Genomic DNA, 14,940 nt, shown 5'->3' on the forward strand with positions numbered 1-14,940 from the left:
CCTTTCGACTTGGGTTCGATACTCTGGTCGGAATGTTACGGATCGGGTTGCGGCGCATCCAGAGCGCGGTGACGGCGTCCTTCTTCACCCGGCCAGGAAAGGGTCCGGACGAGGCCCTGCGCGCAGATGCCGGCGAGGCCCCGGACACGCAATCCGGCGGCCGCGCCGAGGAGGACGAGGATCGCGGCCAGGTTCAGGCCGATCCGCTCGGGCCCGCCATCCGCGGTCAGCGCCGTGGCGAGGCCACGCCATCTGCCGCAACCTTCGGCCAGACGGGCATGGAAGGTCAGCAGGGCCACCAAGACGAGGATTGAACAGGGAAGGGCAGCCGCGAAGGGGCCGAGGGCGGGCGCGCTGAACAGGAAGACCGTGACGATCACGCCGACGGGCAGCGCCTTTTCCGAGATGTCTTTCGCGCACGAATGCATGTCGGTCTCCGGCGGCGTCCGCCGCTCGTCGGCCCTTTGGTCCCGCCGGCGCCTCGGGCCGCCTGCGAGGGTTTGAAATCCGCCTCGCGATGCCGGGGAGCCCCGCGCCGATCCACGCCGACAAGAAGATTGTTAGTGCAAATCTTCTCTCCGATCCATCGGAATGGGGCAGGGTCCGGCGCCCTTCGCGGCCCGGTCCCCCGATCCGAGGGCGAGGGAGGCGGTCCGACCCGCCGCGCCACCCCTCAAGAAAAATCCGCCCGCGTGTCGATTGGAGAGAGGCCCGTTCGTCAGGGATACGAGGGCGCTTCTGCCCTCGGTCAGATAGAAAGGACCTCGACGTGACCCTGATCCAATTCCTCGGCGCGGGCGCCGCCTTCTTCGTTGTGCTGGGGGCCGGCACGCTGCTTCTGCCGCGGCACGTGCATGTCCAGCGCGCGGCGGTCATCGACGCCGATCCCGGACTTGTCCTGAGCCTTGCCGCCTCCGGACAGGGCTACCAGCGCTTCAACCCCTATCGTGACACCGACCCCGAACTGGCGATCACGCTCTTCGGTCCCGAAACCGGCATCGGCTCGGGGTTCCGTTTCGAGGGCCGGGAGGGGCGCGGAACTCAGACCGTGACCGGGCTTGCCGGCGACGCGGTGCATTACCGGATCGACCTCGGAGCCATGGGCACGCCCGCCCAGACAATCCGCGCCGAACCGCATGACGGCGGCGCACGCGTGACCTGGTCGATGGAGGCCGACATGGGTTTCAACCCCGTCGCCCGGATCATCGGTCTCTTCATGGACCGCAGGGTGGGGCCGACCTTCGAACGCGGCCTTGCCAACCTCGAAGCCGCTGCCTAACCCTCGAACCAAGGAGACAGATCAATGCGCTATACCTTCCTTCTCTACTCCGATCCCGCCGATTTCGCCGACATGACCCAGGACGACTGGGCCGCCATGCAGCAGGTCTACGGCGCCTATATCGGCGCGCTGCGGGAGGCGGGGGTCTTCGTCGATACCGACTGGCTGCAGCCCGTCGGGACCGCGACGACGCTCAGCCTGAAGGGCGGGACGAAGACGGTCCAGGACGGGCCCTTCGCCGATACCAAGGAGACGCTCGGCGGCTTCTTCGTGATCGACGTCCCCGACCTGGACGCCGCGATGGCCTGGGCCGAGAAATGCCCGGCCGCACGCACCGGCAAGGTCGAGATCCGCGCCTCGGCGATGGGCGGGATGTGACCGAGACGACGACGGCCCGCGCCGCGGAAGCGGCGGCGCGGACCTCCTACGGCAAGCTGCTGGCGATCCTGGCCCGGCGCACCGGCGACATTTCCGCGGCCGAGGACGCGCTTGCCGAGGCTTTCGCCAAGGCGTTGGAAACCTGGCCACGCAGCGGCGTGCCGAAGAACCCCGACGCCTGGCTGATGACGACGGCCCGCAATCGCGTCACGGACGCGCAGCGCCGCCTGACGCGGTTCCCCCAAACCGACGCGGTCCCCGACATGCCCATTTCCGATGCCGCCGCCGATCTCGATTTCCCCGATGACCGCCTGGCGCTGATGATGGTCTGCGCGCACCCCGCGCTGCCCTCGGACATCCATGCGCCGCTCATCTTGCAGACGGTGCTCGGGGTCGAGGCGATCGACATCGCCCGCGCCTTCGCGACGGCGCCCTCGGCCATGGCGCAACGGCTGGTCCGGGCCAAGCGCAAGATCCGGGACGCGGCCATTCCCTTCACCCTTCCGGGCGGGTCCGACCTGTCCGAAAGGCTGGACGCATTGCGCGAGGCCGTCTACGCGGCCCACGCGCTCGACTGGCTCGCGCCGAGCGACGCGCTGGGTCAGGAGGCGCTCTACCTTGCGGATCTCCTGTGCCACCTCCTGCCCCGGGACGCGGAGGCGCATGGCCTCGCCGCGCTGATCGCTTTCGGCCAGGCGCGCCGGCACGCGCGCGTGCGCGACGGCGTGCTCGTGCCGCTCGACGAGCAGGACCCCCGGCTCTGGGATGCCCGTCTCATCAACTTCGGCCAGCGTGCCCTGTCGCGGGCGCAGTCCCTGTCCAGTCCGGGCCGGTTCCAGATCGAGGCCGCCATCGACGGGTTGCATCTCGACCGCGCCAAGACGGGGCGCATCGACTGGCTCGCGCTGGACCAGCTCTATTTCGCGCTGGAGCGTCTCGCGCCCTCGCTCGGGGCCGCAGTCGCGCGCGCGGTCGTGCAGGGCGAACGGCATGGCCCGGCCACGGGGCTCGAGGCATTGTCGCGTCTCGACGGCAAGGCCACCCGAGGTTTCCAGCCCTACTGGGCGGCGCGGGCCCGTCTGCTCGCGCGTCTCGGACAGGCCCTCCCCGCGCGGGAGGCCTATGGCAAGGCGATTTCGCTCACGACCGAACCGCCGTTGCGCAGATACCTCGAGGCGAGACTGCGGGAGCTTGCGTCGTCGCCCTGACTGGCGCGCGCCGCGGAGTGTCACGCATCCGGACGTTCCGGAAATCCGGCCATCTTCAGGCGGCTCCGGAACTCCTCCATCTTCGCCATGTCCTTGAGCGGCACGCGGTCGGTGTCGGACACCGCGAAATCGGGAAAGACGGCGCGGCAGGCGGCCACCGCATCGCGCGCCTCCCCGTTTCTTCCCATTGCGACGAGGCTCGCGGCGCGGATGAAATGGGCAAGAAACCAGCGCGGCATCCGGTGGATCGCGCGTTCCGACCATTCGATCGCCGTGTCGAAGCGACCGGCCATGTAGTTGGCCAGCGCGAGGCCCGAGAACCGGAAGAAGATGCTGGGGTCCCGGGGGTTCATCCGGATCGCGATTTCCTGGTTCGCGATGGCCTCCTCCGTCCGGCCCACCAGCCCGAGGGCGGTGCCGAGGCTGCCGCGCGCGACCGAGCAATTCGGGTTCAGCTCGACGGCGCGCTCCAGCGCGGCGATCCCTTCCTCGTGCCGGAGCAGGCCCCAGCAACTGATCCCGAAGGCCCAGTGCGCGTATTCGTTCCGGTCGTCGAGCTGCGTCGCGCGGCGTCCGAGCGCGTAGGCGGCTTCCATCGCCGGACGTGGATCGGACAGATTGCCCATCATGGCGACGTGGTGGTTCACCAGGGAAAGGACCATGTTGGCCTCGGCGCTTGCGGGGTCGAGCGCGAGGGCCCGCTCCAGCAACGTCTTGGCCGCCGCAAAGGCCTCCGGCGTGAAATCGTAGAGCAGGTGCCACGCCCGCATGGTCAGTTCCCACACCGTGAGGTCCGGGCGGCTGAGACGCTCGACCGGTTCCTCGATGGTGCTGCGATGCACGATGGTCTGGATCGAGGCGACGACCTGCCGCGTGATCGCGTCCTGCAGGTCGAAGACGTCCCGCGTCTCGCCGTCATAGCGGTCGGACCATACATGTCCGCCGGTCACGCCGTCGATCAGCTGCGCCGTCACGCGGACCCTGTCGCCGGCCCGCCGCACACTGCCCTCCAGCACGAAGCGCACGCCCAGCTCCGCCGAGACGCGCCGCACGTCGACGCTCTGGCCCTTGTAGGTGAAGGTGGTGTTCCGGGCGATGATGAACAGCCACGGCGACCGCGACAGCGCGGTGATGATCTCGTCCGTGATCCCGTCCGAAAAGAACTCCTGCTCGGGATCGCCGGACATGTTCTCGAAGGCGAGCACGGCGATGGACGGTTTGTCGGGGCGCGGCGGAAGACCCTCGGGCGGTTCGGGATGCGGCGCGCCCACGATGCGTTTGCGCAGGTCCAGCTTCGAGGACACCCCGAGCTTCCGGTAGATCGTCGCGAGGTGCGTGCGCACCGTGGACGGCGCGAGGTTCAGCCGCTCGGCGATCTGCTGATACGTCTCTCCCTCGGAGAAGGCCTCGGCGATCTGAAGCTCCCGCGGGCTCAGCGCTTCGGGATCGACGATCATGGCGAGGTCGCGCGGTCGCGAAGGGCGCCAATCATGCGGGCGTTTTCCAGCGCGATGACGCTCTGGTCGGCAAAGGTCTGCGCCAGCGCGGTCGCCTGCGCACCGAAGGGACGCACGCTCTGGCGGTAGATCGTGAACGCGCCGGCCAGCACGTCACCCGACATCATCGGGATGGCCACGAAGGACCGCGCGCCGCCGAGGGTCGCGGTCGCCTGCCGCAACGGGTCGTCGCCGTGAAAGACTTCTTCCGCCCGGACGTCGTAGATGTTGACGATGCCATGGCCGGCCGCGACGCGTCCGAGCCCGGTGCGCGGGCCGACCGCGAAGATACCCTGCGCCTCGAACCACTGCCGGAACCGCTGCGGGATGCCCAGGCAGTGACTTGCCGCGAAACGGCCGCCTCCATGATGTTCGAAGAGTATGCCGAACTCCGCCTCGCACAGCTCGAGCGCGAAGCCCAGGATCGCGGACATGACCGCGTCGATATCCCCGCGCGACCGGCTGATGATGCGCAGGACCTCGGCAAAGACCTGTTCGCGACGCAGGGATTCCTCGAGGCTGAGGGCCAGTTCCGAGATGACCGCGGCGTGGTCCGTCGCGATCTCGGTCGCAGGGGACGCACCGCTCAGCCGCGCGTGAAGGTCCAGCTTGGAGGACACTTCCAGCTTCCGGTAGATCGTCGAGAGATGCGTGCGCACCGTGGACGGCGCAATGCAGAGCCGTTCGGCGATTGCCTGATACGTGTCTCCCTGCGCGTATGCGCTTGCGATCTCGATCTCGCGCGGGCTGAGGAGTTCGTCGGGCTTCACGGGTCCGGTCATGTCCCTTGCAGTGGTCCTTGCACCCTCCCGCACCGGGGCGGATCGGGCAATCCTGCAAATGCATTAGCCGAATACTGCACGATCCGGAGCAGAATACTGCAGCTGCCCGATTTCGCGCGTCCGGCATCCCCCGCATTCTCGGGACACAGCAGCACGTAGGACCGGCGGATGAACATGGTACACACGGCACGCGCCTTTTTCGAGGCCTGCGAAACCGGGGGTGGATGGGACGCCTGCAAGGCCTATTGCCACGAAGGCGCCAGTTTCGCCTGTCAGGCCGACGCGCTGGCCGGGACAACCACGCTGGCGGAGTATGCCGAATGGATGAAGGGCCTCCTCGTGCCGATCCCCGACGGGTCGTACGAGCTGACGGCGTTCGCGGCGGACGAGCCGCGCGGAACCGTCGCCGCGGCGGCGGTGTTTCACGGCACCCAGACCGGACAGGGCGGGCCGGGCGATCCGACCGGACGGACCGTGGCCTCGGACTACGCCTACGTCATGGTCTTCGACGGTGACCGCATCTCGCACATGACGAAGATCTGGAACGACGGGCAGGCGCTCCGTCAACTGGGGTGGGCGTCATGACCGCGCTTCACGATCAGCCGGCAGGGCGCGTCTCGCCCTCGGCGGGCACCGTCTCCGCCTACCGGGTCACCTGCGTGACGGAGGTGACGGACCGGGCCGCGCTCGATGATCTTCTGCTCGAATACTACGGGGTCATCCTGAAAAAGCTCGCCTTTGCCGGAGTGCCCCACAGCTACACGGCGCATGATCTGAAAGCGTCGTTCTGGCCCAACCTGCACCGGTTCCTGCCGCCGACCGGGCGTCTTGTCCTGGTGCATGATGCGGCCGACCGGCTGGTCGGGTGCGGGACCCTGCATCAGGTCCGTCCCGACGCGGGCGAACTTAAACGGCTCTACGTCCGTCCCGAGGCCAAGGGACACCGGCTGGGGCGCGCCATCGTCGATGCCCGGATCGAGGCGGCGCGCGACATGGGCTGGCGCACGCTTCTGGTGAACGCGATCCGTGGCAACACCGACATGACCCGGATTTACGAGAGTATCGGCTTCCGCTATGTCCCGCGTTACCCGGAATGCTCGGACCCGATCGAAGTGGACCCCTGGTTCGTTTACATGCAGTACGAGCTCGGATGATGCGCTGGCGCATCCTGGCGCTTCTTTTCCTTGCCCGAGTGGGGCTGGGTTTCCAGTTCCAGACCATGGGATCGGTCAGCGCGGAGATCTCGGGGATCTTCGGTCTCGACAACGCCCGGATCGGCCTGATGATCGGGCTGTTCATGGCGCCCGGACTGGTTCTTGTGCTGCCTGCCGGCGTTCTGGGGCGGTTCGCCCCCGACCGCATCCTGACCGGGCTGGGCTTTGGCGGCCTCGCGCTCGGCGGGCTCGTCTCGGCGCTCGCGCCGTCGGCCGAGATCATCGGGATCGGGCGCATGCTTGCCGGCGCGGGGTCGGTAATGGCGATGCTCTACCTGTCGAAGATGGTCGTGGACTGGTTCGACGGCCGCGAGATCGCGACGGCGATGAGCATCTTCGTTACGAGCTGGCCGCTCGGCATCGCGATGGGCCAAGTGGGCCATGCCTTCCTCCTCGAGATGATCGGCTGGCGCGCGCCCTTCATGGTGGCGTCGCTCTATTGCGCGCTGGCGGCACTGGTCATCCTGGCCTTCTACCGCCCGCCGCATGACCTGCCGTCTCATGGCGCGGCCCGCGCGAAGGGCCTCCTGCCGGTGGAGTGGAGCCTGGTGATCCTCGCGGGCTTCGCCTGGGGTGTCTTCAACGCGGGCTACATCGTCTATCTCAGCTTCGGCCCCGCCACGCTGGAGGCGCAAGGCATGGGCAGCCTCGCCGCCGCCTCGGTCATCAGCCTCGGCAGCTGGGTGATGATGGGGTCGGGGGCGGCCTGCGGCCTGATCGTGGACCGGTTCGGCCGGCGCGACCTGGTCCTTCTGATCTGCATGGCGAGCGCGGCGGTGGCCCTTCTGCTCCTGCGCATTCCGGATGCGGGCCTGGCCGCCAGTCTGATCTTCGGCCTCATAGGCATGGCCCCGGCCGGTGTCATCATGGCGCTGGCCGGCCAGGCCGTGGCGCCCGAGCGGCGTGCCTTCGGGATGGGCGTCTTTTTCACCGTGTACTATGCCGCGCTGACCGCGGCGCCGCCCATGGCAGGCTGGGTCGTCGACCGGGCTGGCGAACCGGGCGCCGCGATCCTGTTCGGTGCCGTCCTCTTCGTCCTGGTGGTTCCGGCGACGCTCCTGTTCAGGGCGACGCGGCAACGGGCCTTCGGCATGCCTTGAAGTCCGGTGCCCTCAGTCGCCGGCGGCCAGCCTTGCCTGCGATCTGAGCCATTCGGTCTGCGGGTCGGCGTCGTTCCTGCGGTGCCAGAAGACCGAGACGGGAAAGCGCCGGATCTCGAGCGGAGGCTCGGCGAGGGCGAGGCCGAAACCGGGGGCGAAGGCGCGGGCAACGCGGGCGGGCAGTGTCACGATCGCCGGCGCGGCCGCCACGGCGGCGAGGGCCGGAAGGAAAGCCGGCAGACCCAGCACGACGCGCCGTTCGAGACCCATTTCGGCAAGCCGCCGATCGACGATCCCGCGCAGATCCGCGCCGGGTGAGACGAGGACGTGGTCGGCCGCGCAATAGGCGTCGAGGCTGATCCGCGGCGCCGCCGGAAGCACCTCCGGACGCCCGGCGACGAGGAAACCCTCGTCGAACAGCCGCTCGCCCGAAATCCAGTCGGGCGTGTCCCAGAGAAATCCAAGCGACAGGTCCGCGCGTCCCGCGGCCAGGGCGTCCACGGCCTCGGCTCGTCCAAGCGGCTGGACCGACAGGCGCAGCCCCGGCGCCGCCTCGCGCAGCCTTGCGGCGAGGCCCGGGATCAGCACCGCCTGTTCCGCGTCGAGCGCGGCGATGCGCACGATCCCGCTTGCGTCCGCCGGGTCGAAGCGCCGCGCGGCGCCGAGCGCGCCCCGCAACGCCTCGACGGCCCGGGCAATCGGCGCCTCGAGGGCAAGCGCGGTCGCCGTCGGTTCCATCCCGTGCGGGCGGCGCAGGAACAGTTCGTCTCCGAAGATGTCGCGCAGCCGCTTGAGCGCCTGGCTGATCGCCGATTGCGTCAGGCCCAGTTCGGCGGCGACGGAGGCCGCCTTGCGATGGCGAAGCAGCCCCAGGAACACCAGCAAAAGCGTAAGGTCGAGACGCCTGATTTCCGAATCTCTTAACTCAGACATGATGCTTATTCGTTTTTCCTTCTGTCGGGCCCGGCATATCCGGGCTGCGGACACCGAAGCAAGGGAAAGCGGATGCGGATCGCGATCGTCGGAACCGGACATGTCGGCGCGGCATTGGCGCGCGGACTGAGCGGCAAGGGGCACGCCGTCACCCTGGGCGCGAGAAACCCCGGCTCGGACGCGGCAAGCGCGCTGGCGGCGGAAACCGGCAGCGCGGTCACGAGCCCCTCCGCCGCCGCCGCATCCGCCGATCTCGTCATCCTTGCGCTGCCCTGGGCCGCAGTCGACGCCGTGTTGGAGGATCTCGGCGGCCTGGACGGAAAGATCGTCGTCGACTGCACCAATCCGCTGGGCATGGTCGACGGGGCGCTGGGCCTCGCGGTTGGTCACACGTCGTCGGGTGGCGAGATGGTGCAGCGCCGGTTGCCACAGGCCCGCGTCGTCAAGACGCTGAACCAGGTCGGTGCGGAAGTCATGGCGCGGAACGCCCACTTCGCGCGTCGCCCCGCGATGCTCATGGCGGGCGACGATCCGGCGGCGAAGGCGACGGTCGCGGAGCTGCTCCGCGATCTCGGCTTCGACCCGCTCGACGCCGGTGACATCACGAAATCACGGCTTCTCGAACCCTTCGCCCTTGTCTGGATCAACCAGGCGCTTGCCCGTGGCAAGGGCCGGGACTGGGCCTTCGCAATCGTCTGACAACCCGGAGAACACGTTCATGACGCGCACCCTTCATGCCTCCTGCCACTGCGGCGCCGTGCATATCGACCTGCCTGCCGAGGCGGCCGGCATTCTTGCCTGCCATTGCGGCGACTGCCAGAAGATGCACGGCAATTTCAACGCCTTCCTCGCCGCACCGGTCGCCGCCATCGCGTTGTCCGGCGGCGATGCGCTGATCTGGTACCAGTCTTCCGAGACCGCGCGCCGTGCCTTCTGCGGCACCTGCGGCGCGCGGGTGCTGAAGGAGGTGACGGACGCGGGCCGCTGGCTGATCTCGGCGGGCCTGATCGACGGGCCGACGGGCAAGCGCATCGTCAGGAACCTCTGGGAACAGTCGAAACCCGACTGGTACGACCTGCCCGAGGTGGCGCGGTGAGCGATCCCGTCACCGTCGTGGTGCGCCGGCGCGTGAGGGCAGGGCGCGAGGCCGACTACGAGGCTTGGCTCGGGCGCCTCACCAGTGCCGCGGCGCGCGAGGCGCCGGGCTATCTCGGCGCCGAGCTTCACCGCCCCGGTGTGCCGGGCGCGGCCTATGTCTCGGTCTTCCGCTTCGACAGCCTCGCGCATCTCGACGCGTTCGAGCGATCGGACTTCCGGGCACGGATGCTGGCGGAGGGGGCGAAGTTCTTCGACGGCGACGCCGCATGGGAACGGCTTACCGGTCTCGAGGTCTGGTTCGACCCGCCGCCGGGCACCCGCGTGCCGCAGCCTTCGCCGCACCGGATGGCGCTGGTTCTCGTGGCCGTCGTTTTCGTCCTCGTCCTGGCCCTCAACCTTGCCCTCGGCCCGCTCATGGAGGGCTGGCCGCTGGCGCTCAGGGTGCTTGTCACCGTCGTCATCCAGATCGCGCTGATGACCTACGTCGTCATGCCGTGGCTCACGCCCCGGATCGCGCGCTTCGTCTACCCCACATCCCGAACCCTCTGAAACGGAGCATTTCATGACCGCCTCGATCGACATCCATTCGAAGAAACGTGTTCTCCTGATCGCAGGAAACCCGGCGACGTCACCGACCACCGGCTGGCCCGTGGGCTTCTGGTGGGCCGAGTTGACCCATCCCTACTGGGTCTTCAAAGAGGCCGGCTACGAGGTCGACATCGTCAGCCCCAAGGGTGGGGATCTGCAGGCCGACGGCTATTCCGACCCCGAGGATGCCTCGGGCTATTCGGCACACGACCTCATCTCGCTCGGCTTCAAGAAGTCCGAAAGCCACGCCGGACTTCTCAAGGGCACGACGTCCATCGCCGAGGTCGATCTCGACCTCTATGACGCGATCTTCCTTGCGGGTGGACAGTCGCCCATGACCACGATGATCGACGACACCGACCTTCACGCCTTCGTCGCCCGCGCCTACGAGGGCGGGAAGATCGTGGCGATCGTCTGCCACGGCACCTGCGTCCTGCTGAAGACGCGGCTGTCCGACGGCGAGCTTTTGGTGAAGGGCAAGACCTGGACCGGGTTCGCGGACAGCGAGGAGGCCTTCGCCGATGCCTTCGCGGGCATGAAGATCCAGCCCTTCTGGATCGAGGAGGAGGCGCGCAAGCTGCCCGACACGAACTTCGTCGTGGCGGGCCTGTTCAAGCGTTTCGCCGTGCGCGACGGCAACCTCATCACCGGTCAGCAGCAATATTCCGGCGGTGCCGCCGCCGAGCTGGTGGTGGAGACGCTGGGCCGCTGAAGGGCAGGGCGGGGCGCGTGCGCGGGTCTTACGCGCCGGCGGTGTAGGCCGCGAGCGTGGGCGCCGTCCCGTCCCGCCATATCCGCGAGAGCCAGCCCTCGAAGGCCGAGCGGAAGGCGGGGTCGCGGGCCAGGTCGCCGTAGATCGCGGCCTGCTCCAGCCACGCGGCCGGGCGCTCGCGCGCCGCGCGCGCCACTTTTGTCAGCGCCTCCCATTCGGGGTCGTTCGGCTCGATCTTCGTGCCGTCCTCGCGCGTGCCCTCGCACATCCGGGCCCAGAGCGCCTCGACCAGCGCGAGACCTGACAGGCTGGTGCCGGAGGCCTGCGCGCTGCGAACGATCGGAAGGACGAACCCCGGGTGGCGAGAATGCCCGTCGAAGGCGACGCGCCGCGTGGTGTCCCGGATCTCGGGATTGGCGAAGCGGCCTTCGATGAGCTCGAGGTAGGCCTCGGGCGTCATCCCCGGCACTGCGTGGACGTGGGGCAGGATCTCCTCGGTCTGCACCCTGCGGAAGAAGGCGGCGATGGTCGGGTCCGCCATACAATCCGAGATCGTGGCCAGCGACAGCAGCTCGCCCGCATTGGCCAGCACCTGGTGGCCCGCGTTCAGGACCCGGATCTTCATCATCTCGTAGGAGTGCACGTCGTCGGTGAAGATCGCGCCGACCTCGTCCCAGTCGGGGCGTCCCGCGCAGAAGTCGTCCTCGAGCACCCATTGGCGGAAGGCCTCGTGACTGACGGGGGCCGGGTCCGCGATGCCGAAGCCCCGCGCCAGCGCCAGTTCGGCGGGCCCGGTGGCCGGAACGATGCAATCGACCATGGAATTCGGGAAGGCGCCCTCGGTGTCGATCCAGTCCGCCAGGGCCGGATCGGAGAGGCGGGCGAGCCCCACCACCGCCTGCCGCAGGATCGTGCCGTTGCCCCGGAGATTGTCGCAGCAGAGCCCCGTGAACGGCCCGAGTCCTTCGGCCTTGCGCCGCGCGAGTGCCGCGACCATCGCGCCGAAGGCCGTCTTCGGCTTGTCGGGATGGGCGGCGTCATGGGCGATGTCCGGGTGCGCTGTATCGAGCCCGCCGGTCGTGGGGTCGGTGTAATAGCCGCCTTCCGTCACCGTCAGGGCGACGATGCGGATCGCGGGGTCCGCCATCGCGCGGATCAGGGGTCCGTTGCCCTCCTCGATGGGCAGGTAGTCGATCATCGGGCCGATCACCTCGGCCGACCTGTGCCCGGGGGCCAGTTCGATCAGCGTGGTCAGGCAGTCCTGTGCGATGAGTTTCTCGCGCATGGCCGCATCATAGGGTCGGACGCCGGCTCCGATGATCGCCCAGTCCATCGCGTGGCCCGCCTGCATCAGGCGGTGCAGGTACCAGGCCTGGTGCGCCCGATGGAAGTTGCCAAGACCGATATGGACGATGCCGGGCGTCAGCGCGGCGCGGTCGTAGATCGGCCGGGCGACGCCCTTCGGCAGGCGGCCGAGCGTGGCGTTCGACAGGGGCACAGGGCCCTGAAACATATTCCCCATCAGCTCATCCATTGCCCGCCATCGACATTGTAGCATTGCGCGACGATGTACTCGGCCTCGTCGGAGGCGAGGAACACCGCCATCCCGGTCAGGTCCTCGGCCCGGCCCATGCGGCCGTAGGGGACGGCCTCGCCCACCTCGCGCTTCTTCTGTCCCGGCGCCTTGCCCTCGTATTTCGCGAAAAAGGCGTCGACGCCGTCCCAATGTTCGCCATCCACCACGCCCGGCGCGATCGCGTTCACGTTGATGCCATGCGCGATGAGGTTCAGGCCGGCCGATTGCGTCAGGCTGATCACCGCGGCCTTCGTCGCGCAGTAGACCGCGACGAGCGGCTCGCCCCGGCGCCCCGCCTGGCTGGCCATGTTGATGATGCGGCCCTTGATGCCGCGTTCGATCATGTGGCGGGCCACCGCCTGCAGGGTGAAGAGTGTGCCCGCCACGTTGATGTCGAAGGTACGCGCATAGTCGGCGCGGTCGATCTCGACGATGGGCGCTGCGGTGAAGATCGCGGCGTTGTTGATGAGGATGTCGATCTGACCGAGGGCGGCGACGGTCTCGGCCACGGCGGCGTCGATGCTGTCCTGCCGGGTCACGTCAAGCTCCACCGCGATGGCGGCGTCCCCGATCTCCGCCGCCGTTTCCCGCGCCCGGGCAATGTCGATGTCCGCGATGGCCACGCGCGCGCCCTCGCGCACGTAGGCCTCGGCGAAGGCGCGGCCGATCCCGCGCGCGGCGCCCGTGATGAGGGCGGATTTGCCGCCGAGCCGTCTCATGGAAGGCGCAGCCCCTCGGCGTCGAACCGGTGCAGGTGCTCGGGATCGGGGCTGAGGTGGATCCTGTCGCCGTAATGCAGGTCGACCTCGCCGCCCACGCGCACCGTCAGCGGATCGGGGATGCCCTCGCAGTTGACGTGAAAGAACGTGTCGGATCCGAGGTGTTCCGACACCCCGACCGTCCCTGTCCAATCGCCGGCCTCGTCCGAGACGCGGATATGTTCAGGGCGGATGCCGATGGTCGCGGCATCATGGGCGGAGGCGACCGCGCCGCCGATCAGGTTCATCTTCGGGCTGCCGATGAAGCCCGCCACGAAGAGGTTGCGCGGCGTGCGGTAGAGTTCCAGCGGGCTGCCGACCTGCTCGATATGGCCCGCGCGCAGCACGACGATCTTGTCGGCCATCGTCATCGCCTCGACCTGGTCGTGGGTGACGTAGATCATCGTGGTGTTGAGGCGCTTGTGCAGTTCCGAGATCTCGAGCCGCATCCCCACGCGCAGCGCCGCGTCGAGGTTCGAGAGCGGCTCGTCGAAGAGGAAGGCCGCGGGCTCCCGCACGATGGCCCGCCCGATGGCGACGCGCTGACGCTGGCCCCCGGAAAGCTGCCCGGGCCGCCGGTCGAGATAGTCCGTCAGGTTCAGCACATCGGCGGCCGACTTCACGCGGCGCTCCTGCTCGGCGGCATCCATCCCGGCCATCCGCAGCGGGAAGGCGATGTTCTTCCTGACCGACATGTGCGGGTAGAGGGCGTAAGACTGGAACACCATCGCCAGGCCCCGCTTGGCGGGCGGCACCATGGTGGCGTCCTGGCCGTCGATCCGGATCTCGCCGCCCGACACGTCCTCCAGCCCCGCGATCAGCCGCAGGAGCGTGGACTTGCCGCAGCCCGACGGGCCGACGAAGACCACGAATTCCCCGTCCTCGATGGTCAGGTCCAGCGGCGGAATGACTTCGACTTCGCCGAAAGCCTTGCGAACCTTGTCGAGCGTGATGCGTCCCATGGTCTTGCTTCCCTATTTCACCGCGCCGAAGGTCAGGCCGCGGACGAGTTGTTTCTGGCTGAACCAGCCAAGGATAAGGATCGGAGCGATGGCCATGGTCGAGGCCGCCGACAGCTTGGCGAAGAAGAGGCCCTCGGGGCTGGAGTAGCTGGCGATGAAGGCCGTCAGAGGGGCCGCGTCGACCGATGTGAGGTTCAGCGTCCAGAACGCCTCGTTCCAGGCGAGGATGAAGTTCAGAAGGATGGTCGAGGCGATGCCGGGCACGGCCATCGGCGTCAGGACGTAGAGAAGCTCTTCCTTCAGGCCCGCACCGTCCATCCGTGCGGCCTCGAGGATCTCGCCGGGGATTTCCTTGAAGTAGGTGTAGAGCATCCAGACGATGATCGGCAGGTTGATCAGCATCAGGATCACGACCAGCGCGATGCGGTTGTCCAGGACGCCCAGCTGGATGCACAGCAGGTAGATCGGGTAAAGCACGCCGACGGCCGGAAGCATCTTGGTCGAGAGCATCCACAGAAGGATGTCCTTGGTCCGCCTGGAGGGCACGAAGGCCATCGACCAGGCGGCGGGAATGGCGATGAGGATGCCCAGAAGGGTGGAGCCGCCCGCGATGATGACCGAGTTCCACAAGAAGCGTACGTAGTTCGAGCGTTCCTGCACCACGCCGTAGTTTTCCAGCGTCCAGTCGAAGAACAGGATGATGGGCGGGTTGGCGATCGCCTCGGCCTCGGTCTTGAAGGAGGTCAGGATCGTCCAGAGGATCGGGAAGAAAATCACGAGGCCGACCAGCCAAGCGAGGGCGGTGTTGAGGGCCTTGCGTTGTGTCGTGACGGCGCGTGCCATGGTCAGTCCCTCC

General features: G+C 68.3%; 18 protein-coding genes. 10 read left to right on the forward strand and 8 right to left on the reverse strand.

Features of this window, described 5'->3' with window-relative positions:
- Positions 1 to 35: 35 nt before the first annotated feature.
- Entirely contained in the window at positions 36 to 428 is a 393-nt protein-coding gene (locus N8I71_RS07755) for a hypothetical protein (protein WP_262877383.1), read from the reverse strand.
- A 341-nt stretch (positions 429 to 769) separates the two neighbouring features.
- Between N8I71_RS07755 and N8I71_RS07760 the strand changes: the two genes are divergently transcribed.
- Genes N8I71_RS07760 through N8I71_RS07770 form a run of 3 tightly spaced genes read left to right on the forward strand, consistent with a single transcriptional unit; the run spans position 770 to position 2,865 of the window.
- The gene (locus tag N8I71_RS07760) at positions 770 to 1,279 is read left to right on the forward strand and encodes an SRPBCC family protein (protein WP_262877384.1); all 510 of its coding nucleotides are present in this window, start codon (positions 770 to 772) and stop codon (positions 1,277 to 1,279) included.
- A 24-nt stretch (positions 1,280 to 1,303) separates the two neighbouring features.
- On the forward strand, positions 1,304 to 1,657 hold the full coding sequence (locus N8I71_RS07765; protein ID WP_262877385.1) for a YciI family protein: 354 nt from the start codon (positions 1,304 to 1,306) through the stop codon (positions 1,655 to 1,657).
- Entirely contained in the window at positions 1,654 to 2,865 is a 1,212-nt protein-coding gene (locus N8I71_RS07770; protein WP_262877386.1) for an RNA polymerase sigma factor, read from the forward strand. The genes N8I71_RS07765 and N8I71_RS07770 overlap by 4 nt, the downstream gene beginning before the upstream one ends.
- Positions 2,866 to 2,885: 20 nt before the next feature.
- On the opposite strand, the gene N8I71_RS07775 is transcribed toward N8I71_RS07770, so the two are convergent.
- Entirely contained in the window at positions 2,886 to 4,322 is a 1,437-nt protein-coding gene (locus N8I71_RS07775; RefSeq protein WP_262877387.1) for a LuxR C-terminal-related transcriptional regulator, read from the reverse strand.
- The gene (locus N8I71_RS07780) at positions 4,319 to 5,143 is read right to left on the reverse strand and encodes a LuxR C-terminal-related transcriptional regulator (RefSeq protein WP_262877388.1); all 825 of its coding nucleotides are present in this window, start codon (positions 5,141 to 5,143) and stop codon (positions 4,319 to 4,321) included. Before N8I71_RS07780 ends, N8I71_RS07775 begins: the two co-directional genes overlap by 4 nt.
- 168 nt (positions 5,144 to 5,311) lie before the next feature.
- Between N8I71_RS07780 and N8I71_RS07785 the strand changes: the two genes are divergently transcribed.
- Genes N8I71_RS07785 through N8I71_RS07795 form a run of 3 tightly spaced genes read left to right on the forward strand, consistent with a single transcriptional unit; the run spans position 5,312 to position 7,457 of the window.
- A complete protein-coding gene (locus N8I71_RS07785) occupies positions 5,312 to 5,728 on the forward strand; it encodes a nuclear transport factor 2 family protein (protein ID WP_262877389.1) in 417 nt (138 codons plus the stop codon).
- Entirely contained in the window at positions 5,725 to 6,297 is a 573-nt protein-coding gene (locus N8I71_RS07790) for a GNAT family N-acetyltransferase (RefSeq protein WP_262877390.1), read from the forward strand. The genes N8I71_RS07785 and N8I71_RS07790 overlap by 4 nt, the downstream gene beginning before the upstream one ends.
- Positions 6,297 to 7,457, forward strand: a complete 1,161-nt coding sequence (locus N8I71_RS07795) for an MFS transporter (protein ID WP_262877391.1) — start codon at positions 6,297 to 6,299, stop codon at positions 7,455 to 7,457. Before N8I71_RS07790 ends, N8I71_RS07795 begins: the two co-directional genes overlap by 1 nt.
- Positions 7,458 to 7,469: 12 nt before the next feature.
- Here N8I71_RS07795 and N8I71_RS07800 read toward each other — a convergent pair whose 3' ends face one another.
- The gene (locus N8I71_RS07800; protein WP_262877392.1) at positions 7,470 to 8,390 is read right to left on the reverse strand and encodes a LysR family transcriptional regulator; all 921 of its coding nucleotides are present in this window, start codon (positions 8,388 to 8,390) and stop codon (positions 7,470 to 7,472) included.
- A 72-nt stretch (positions 8,391 to 8,462) separates the two neighbouring features.
- Between N8I71_RS07800 and N8I71_RS07805 the strand changes: the two genes are divergently transcribed.
- Genes N8I71_RS07805 through N8I71_RS07820 form a run of 4 tightly spaced genes read left to right on the forward strand, consistent with a single transcriptional unit; the run spans position 8,463 to position 10,788 of the window.
- Positions 8,463 to 9,089, forward strand: a complete 627-nt coding sequence (locus N8I71_RS07805) for an NADPH-dependent F420 reductase (RefSeq protein WP_262877393.1) — start codon at positions 8,463 to 8,465, stop codon at positions 9,087 to 9,089.
- 19 nt (positions 9,090 to 9,108) lie between these two features.
- Positions 9,109 to 9,486, forward strand: coding sequence for a GFA family protein (locus N8I71_RS07810; RefSeq protein WP_262877394.1), 378 nt, complete (start codon positions 9,109 to 9,111; stop codon positions 9,484 to 9,486).
- The gene (locus tag N8I71_RS07815) at positions 9,483 to 10,037 is read left to right on the forward strand and encodes an antibiotic biosynthesis monooxygenase (RefSeq protein ID WP_262877395.1); all 555 of its coding nucleotides are present in this window, start codon (positions 9,483 to 9,485) and stop codon (positions 10,035 to 10,037) included. Before N8I71_RS07810 ends, N8I71_RS07815 begins: the two co-directional genes overlap by 4 nt.
- 13 nt (positions 10,038 to 10,050) lie before the next feature.
- On the forward strand, positions 10,051 to 10,788 hold the full coding sequence (locus N8I71_RS07820; RefSeq protein WP_262877396.1) for a type 1 glutamine amidotransferase domain-containing protein: 738 nt from the start codon (positions 10,051 to 10,053) through the stop codon (positions 10,786 to 10,788).
- 28 nt (positions 10,789 to 10,816) lie between these two features.
- Here the strand turns inward: N8I71_RS07820 and N8I71_RS07825 are convergent, their stop codons facing one another.
- The 4 genes from N8I71_RS07825 to N8I71_RS07840 are packed head-to-tail and all read right to left on the reverse strand — an operon-like array spanning position 10,817 to position 14,927.
- Positions 10,817 to 12,310 carry a mannitol dehydrogenase family protein gene (locus tag N8I71_RS07825; RefSeq protein ID WP_262877397.1) on the reverse strand — a complete coding sequence of 498 codons (1,494 nt, stop codon included), beginning with the start codon at positions 12,308 to 12,310 and terminating at the stop codon, positions 10,817 to 10,819.
- Positions 12,310 to 13,083, reverse strand: a complete 774-nt coding sequence (locus tag N8I71_RS07830) for an L-iditol 2-dehydrogenase (protein ID WP_262877398.1) — start codon at positions 13,081 to 13,083, stop codon at positions 12,310 to 12,312. The genes N8I71_RS07825 and N8I71_RS07830 overlap by 1 nt, the downstream gene beginning before the upstream one ends.
- Positions 13,080 to 14,084 carry an ABC transporter ATP-binding protein gene (locus N8I71_RS07835; RefSeq protein WP_262877399.1) on the reverse strand — a complete coding sequence of 335 codons (1,005 nt, stop codon included), beginning with the start codon at positions 14,082 to 14,084 and terminating at the stop codon, positions 13,080 to 13,082. Before N8I71_RS07835 ends, N8I71_RS07830 begins: the two co-directional genes overlap by 4 nt.
- A 12-nt stretch (positions 14,085 to 14,096) precedes the next feature.
- Positions 14,097 to 14,927, reverse strand: a complete 831-nt coding sequence (locus tag N8I71_RS07840; protein ID WP_262877400.1) for a carbohydrate ABC transporter permease — start codon at positions 14,925 to 14,927, stop codon at positions 14,097 to 14,099.
- Positions 14,928 to 14,940: the final 13 nt, after the last annotated feature.

It is taken from the genome of Roseicyclus sediminis (assembly GCF_025515305.1).
Classification (GTDB): Bacteria; Pseudomonadota; Alphaproteobacteria; order Rhodobacterales; family Rhodobacteraceae; genus Roseibacterium; species Roseibacterium sediminis.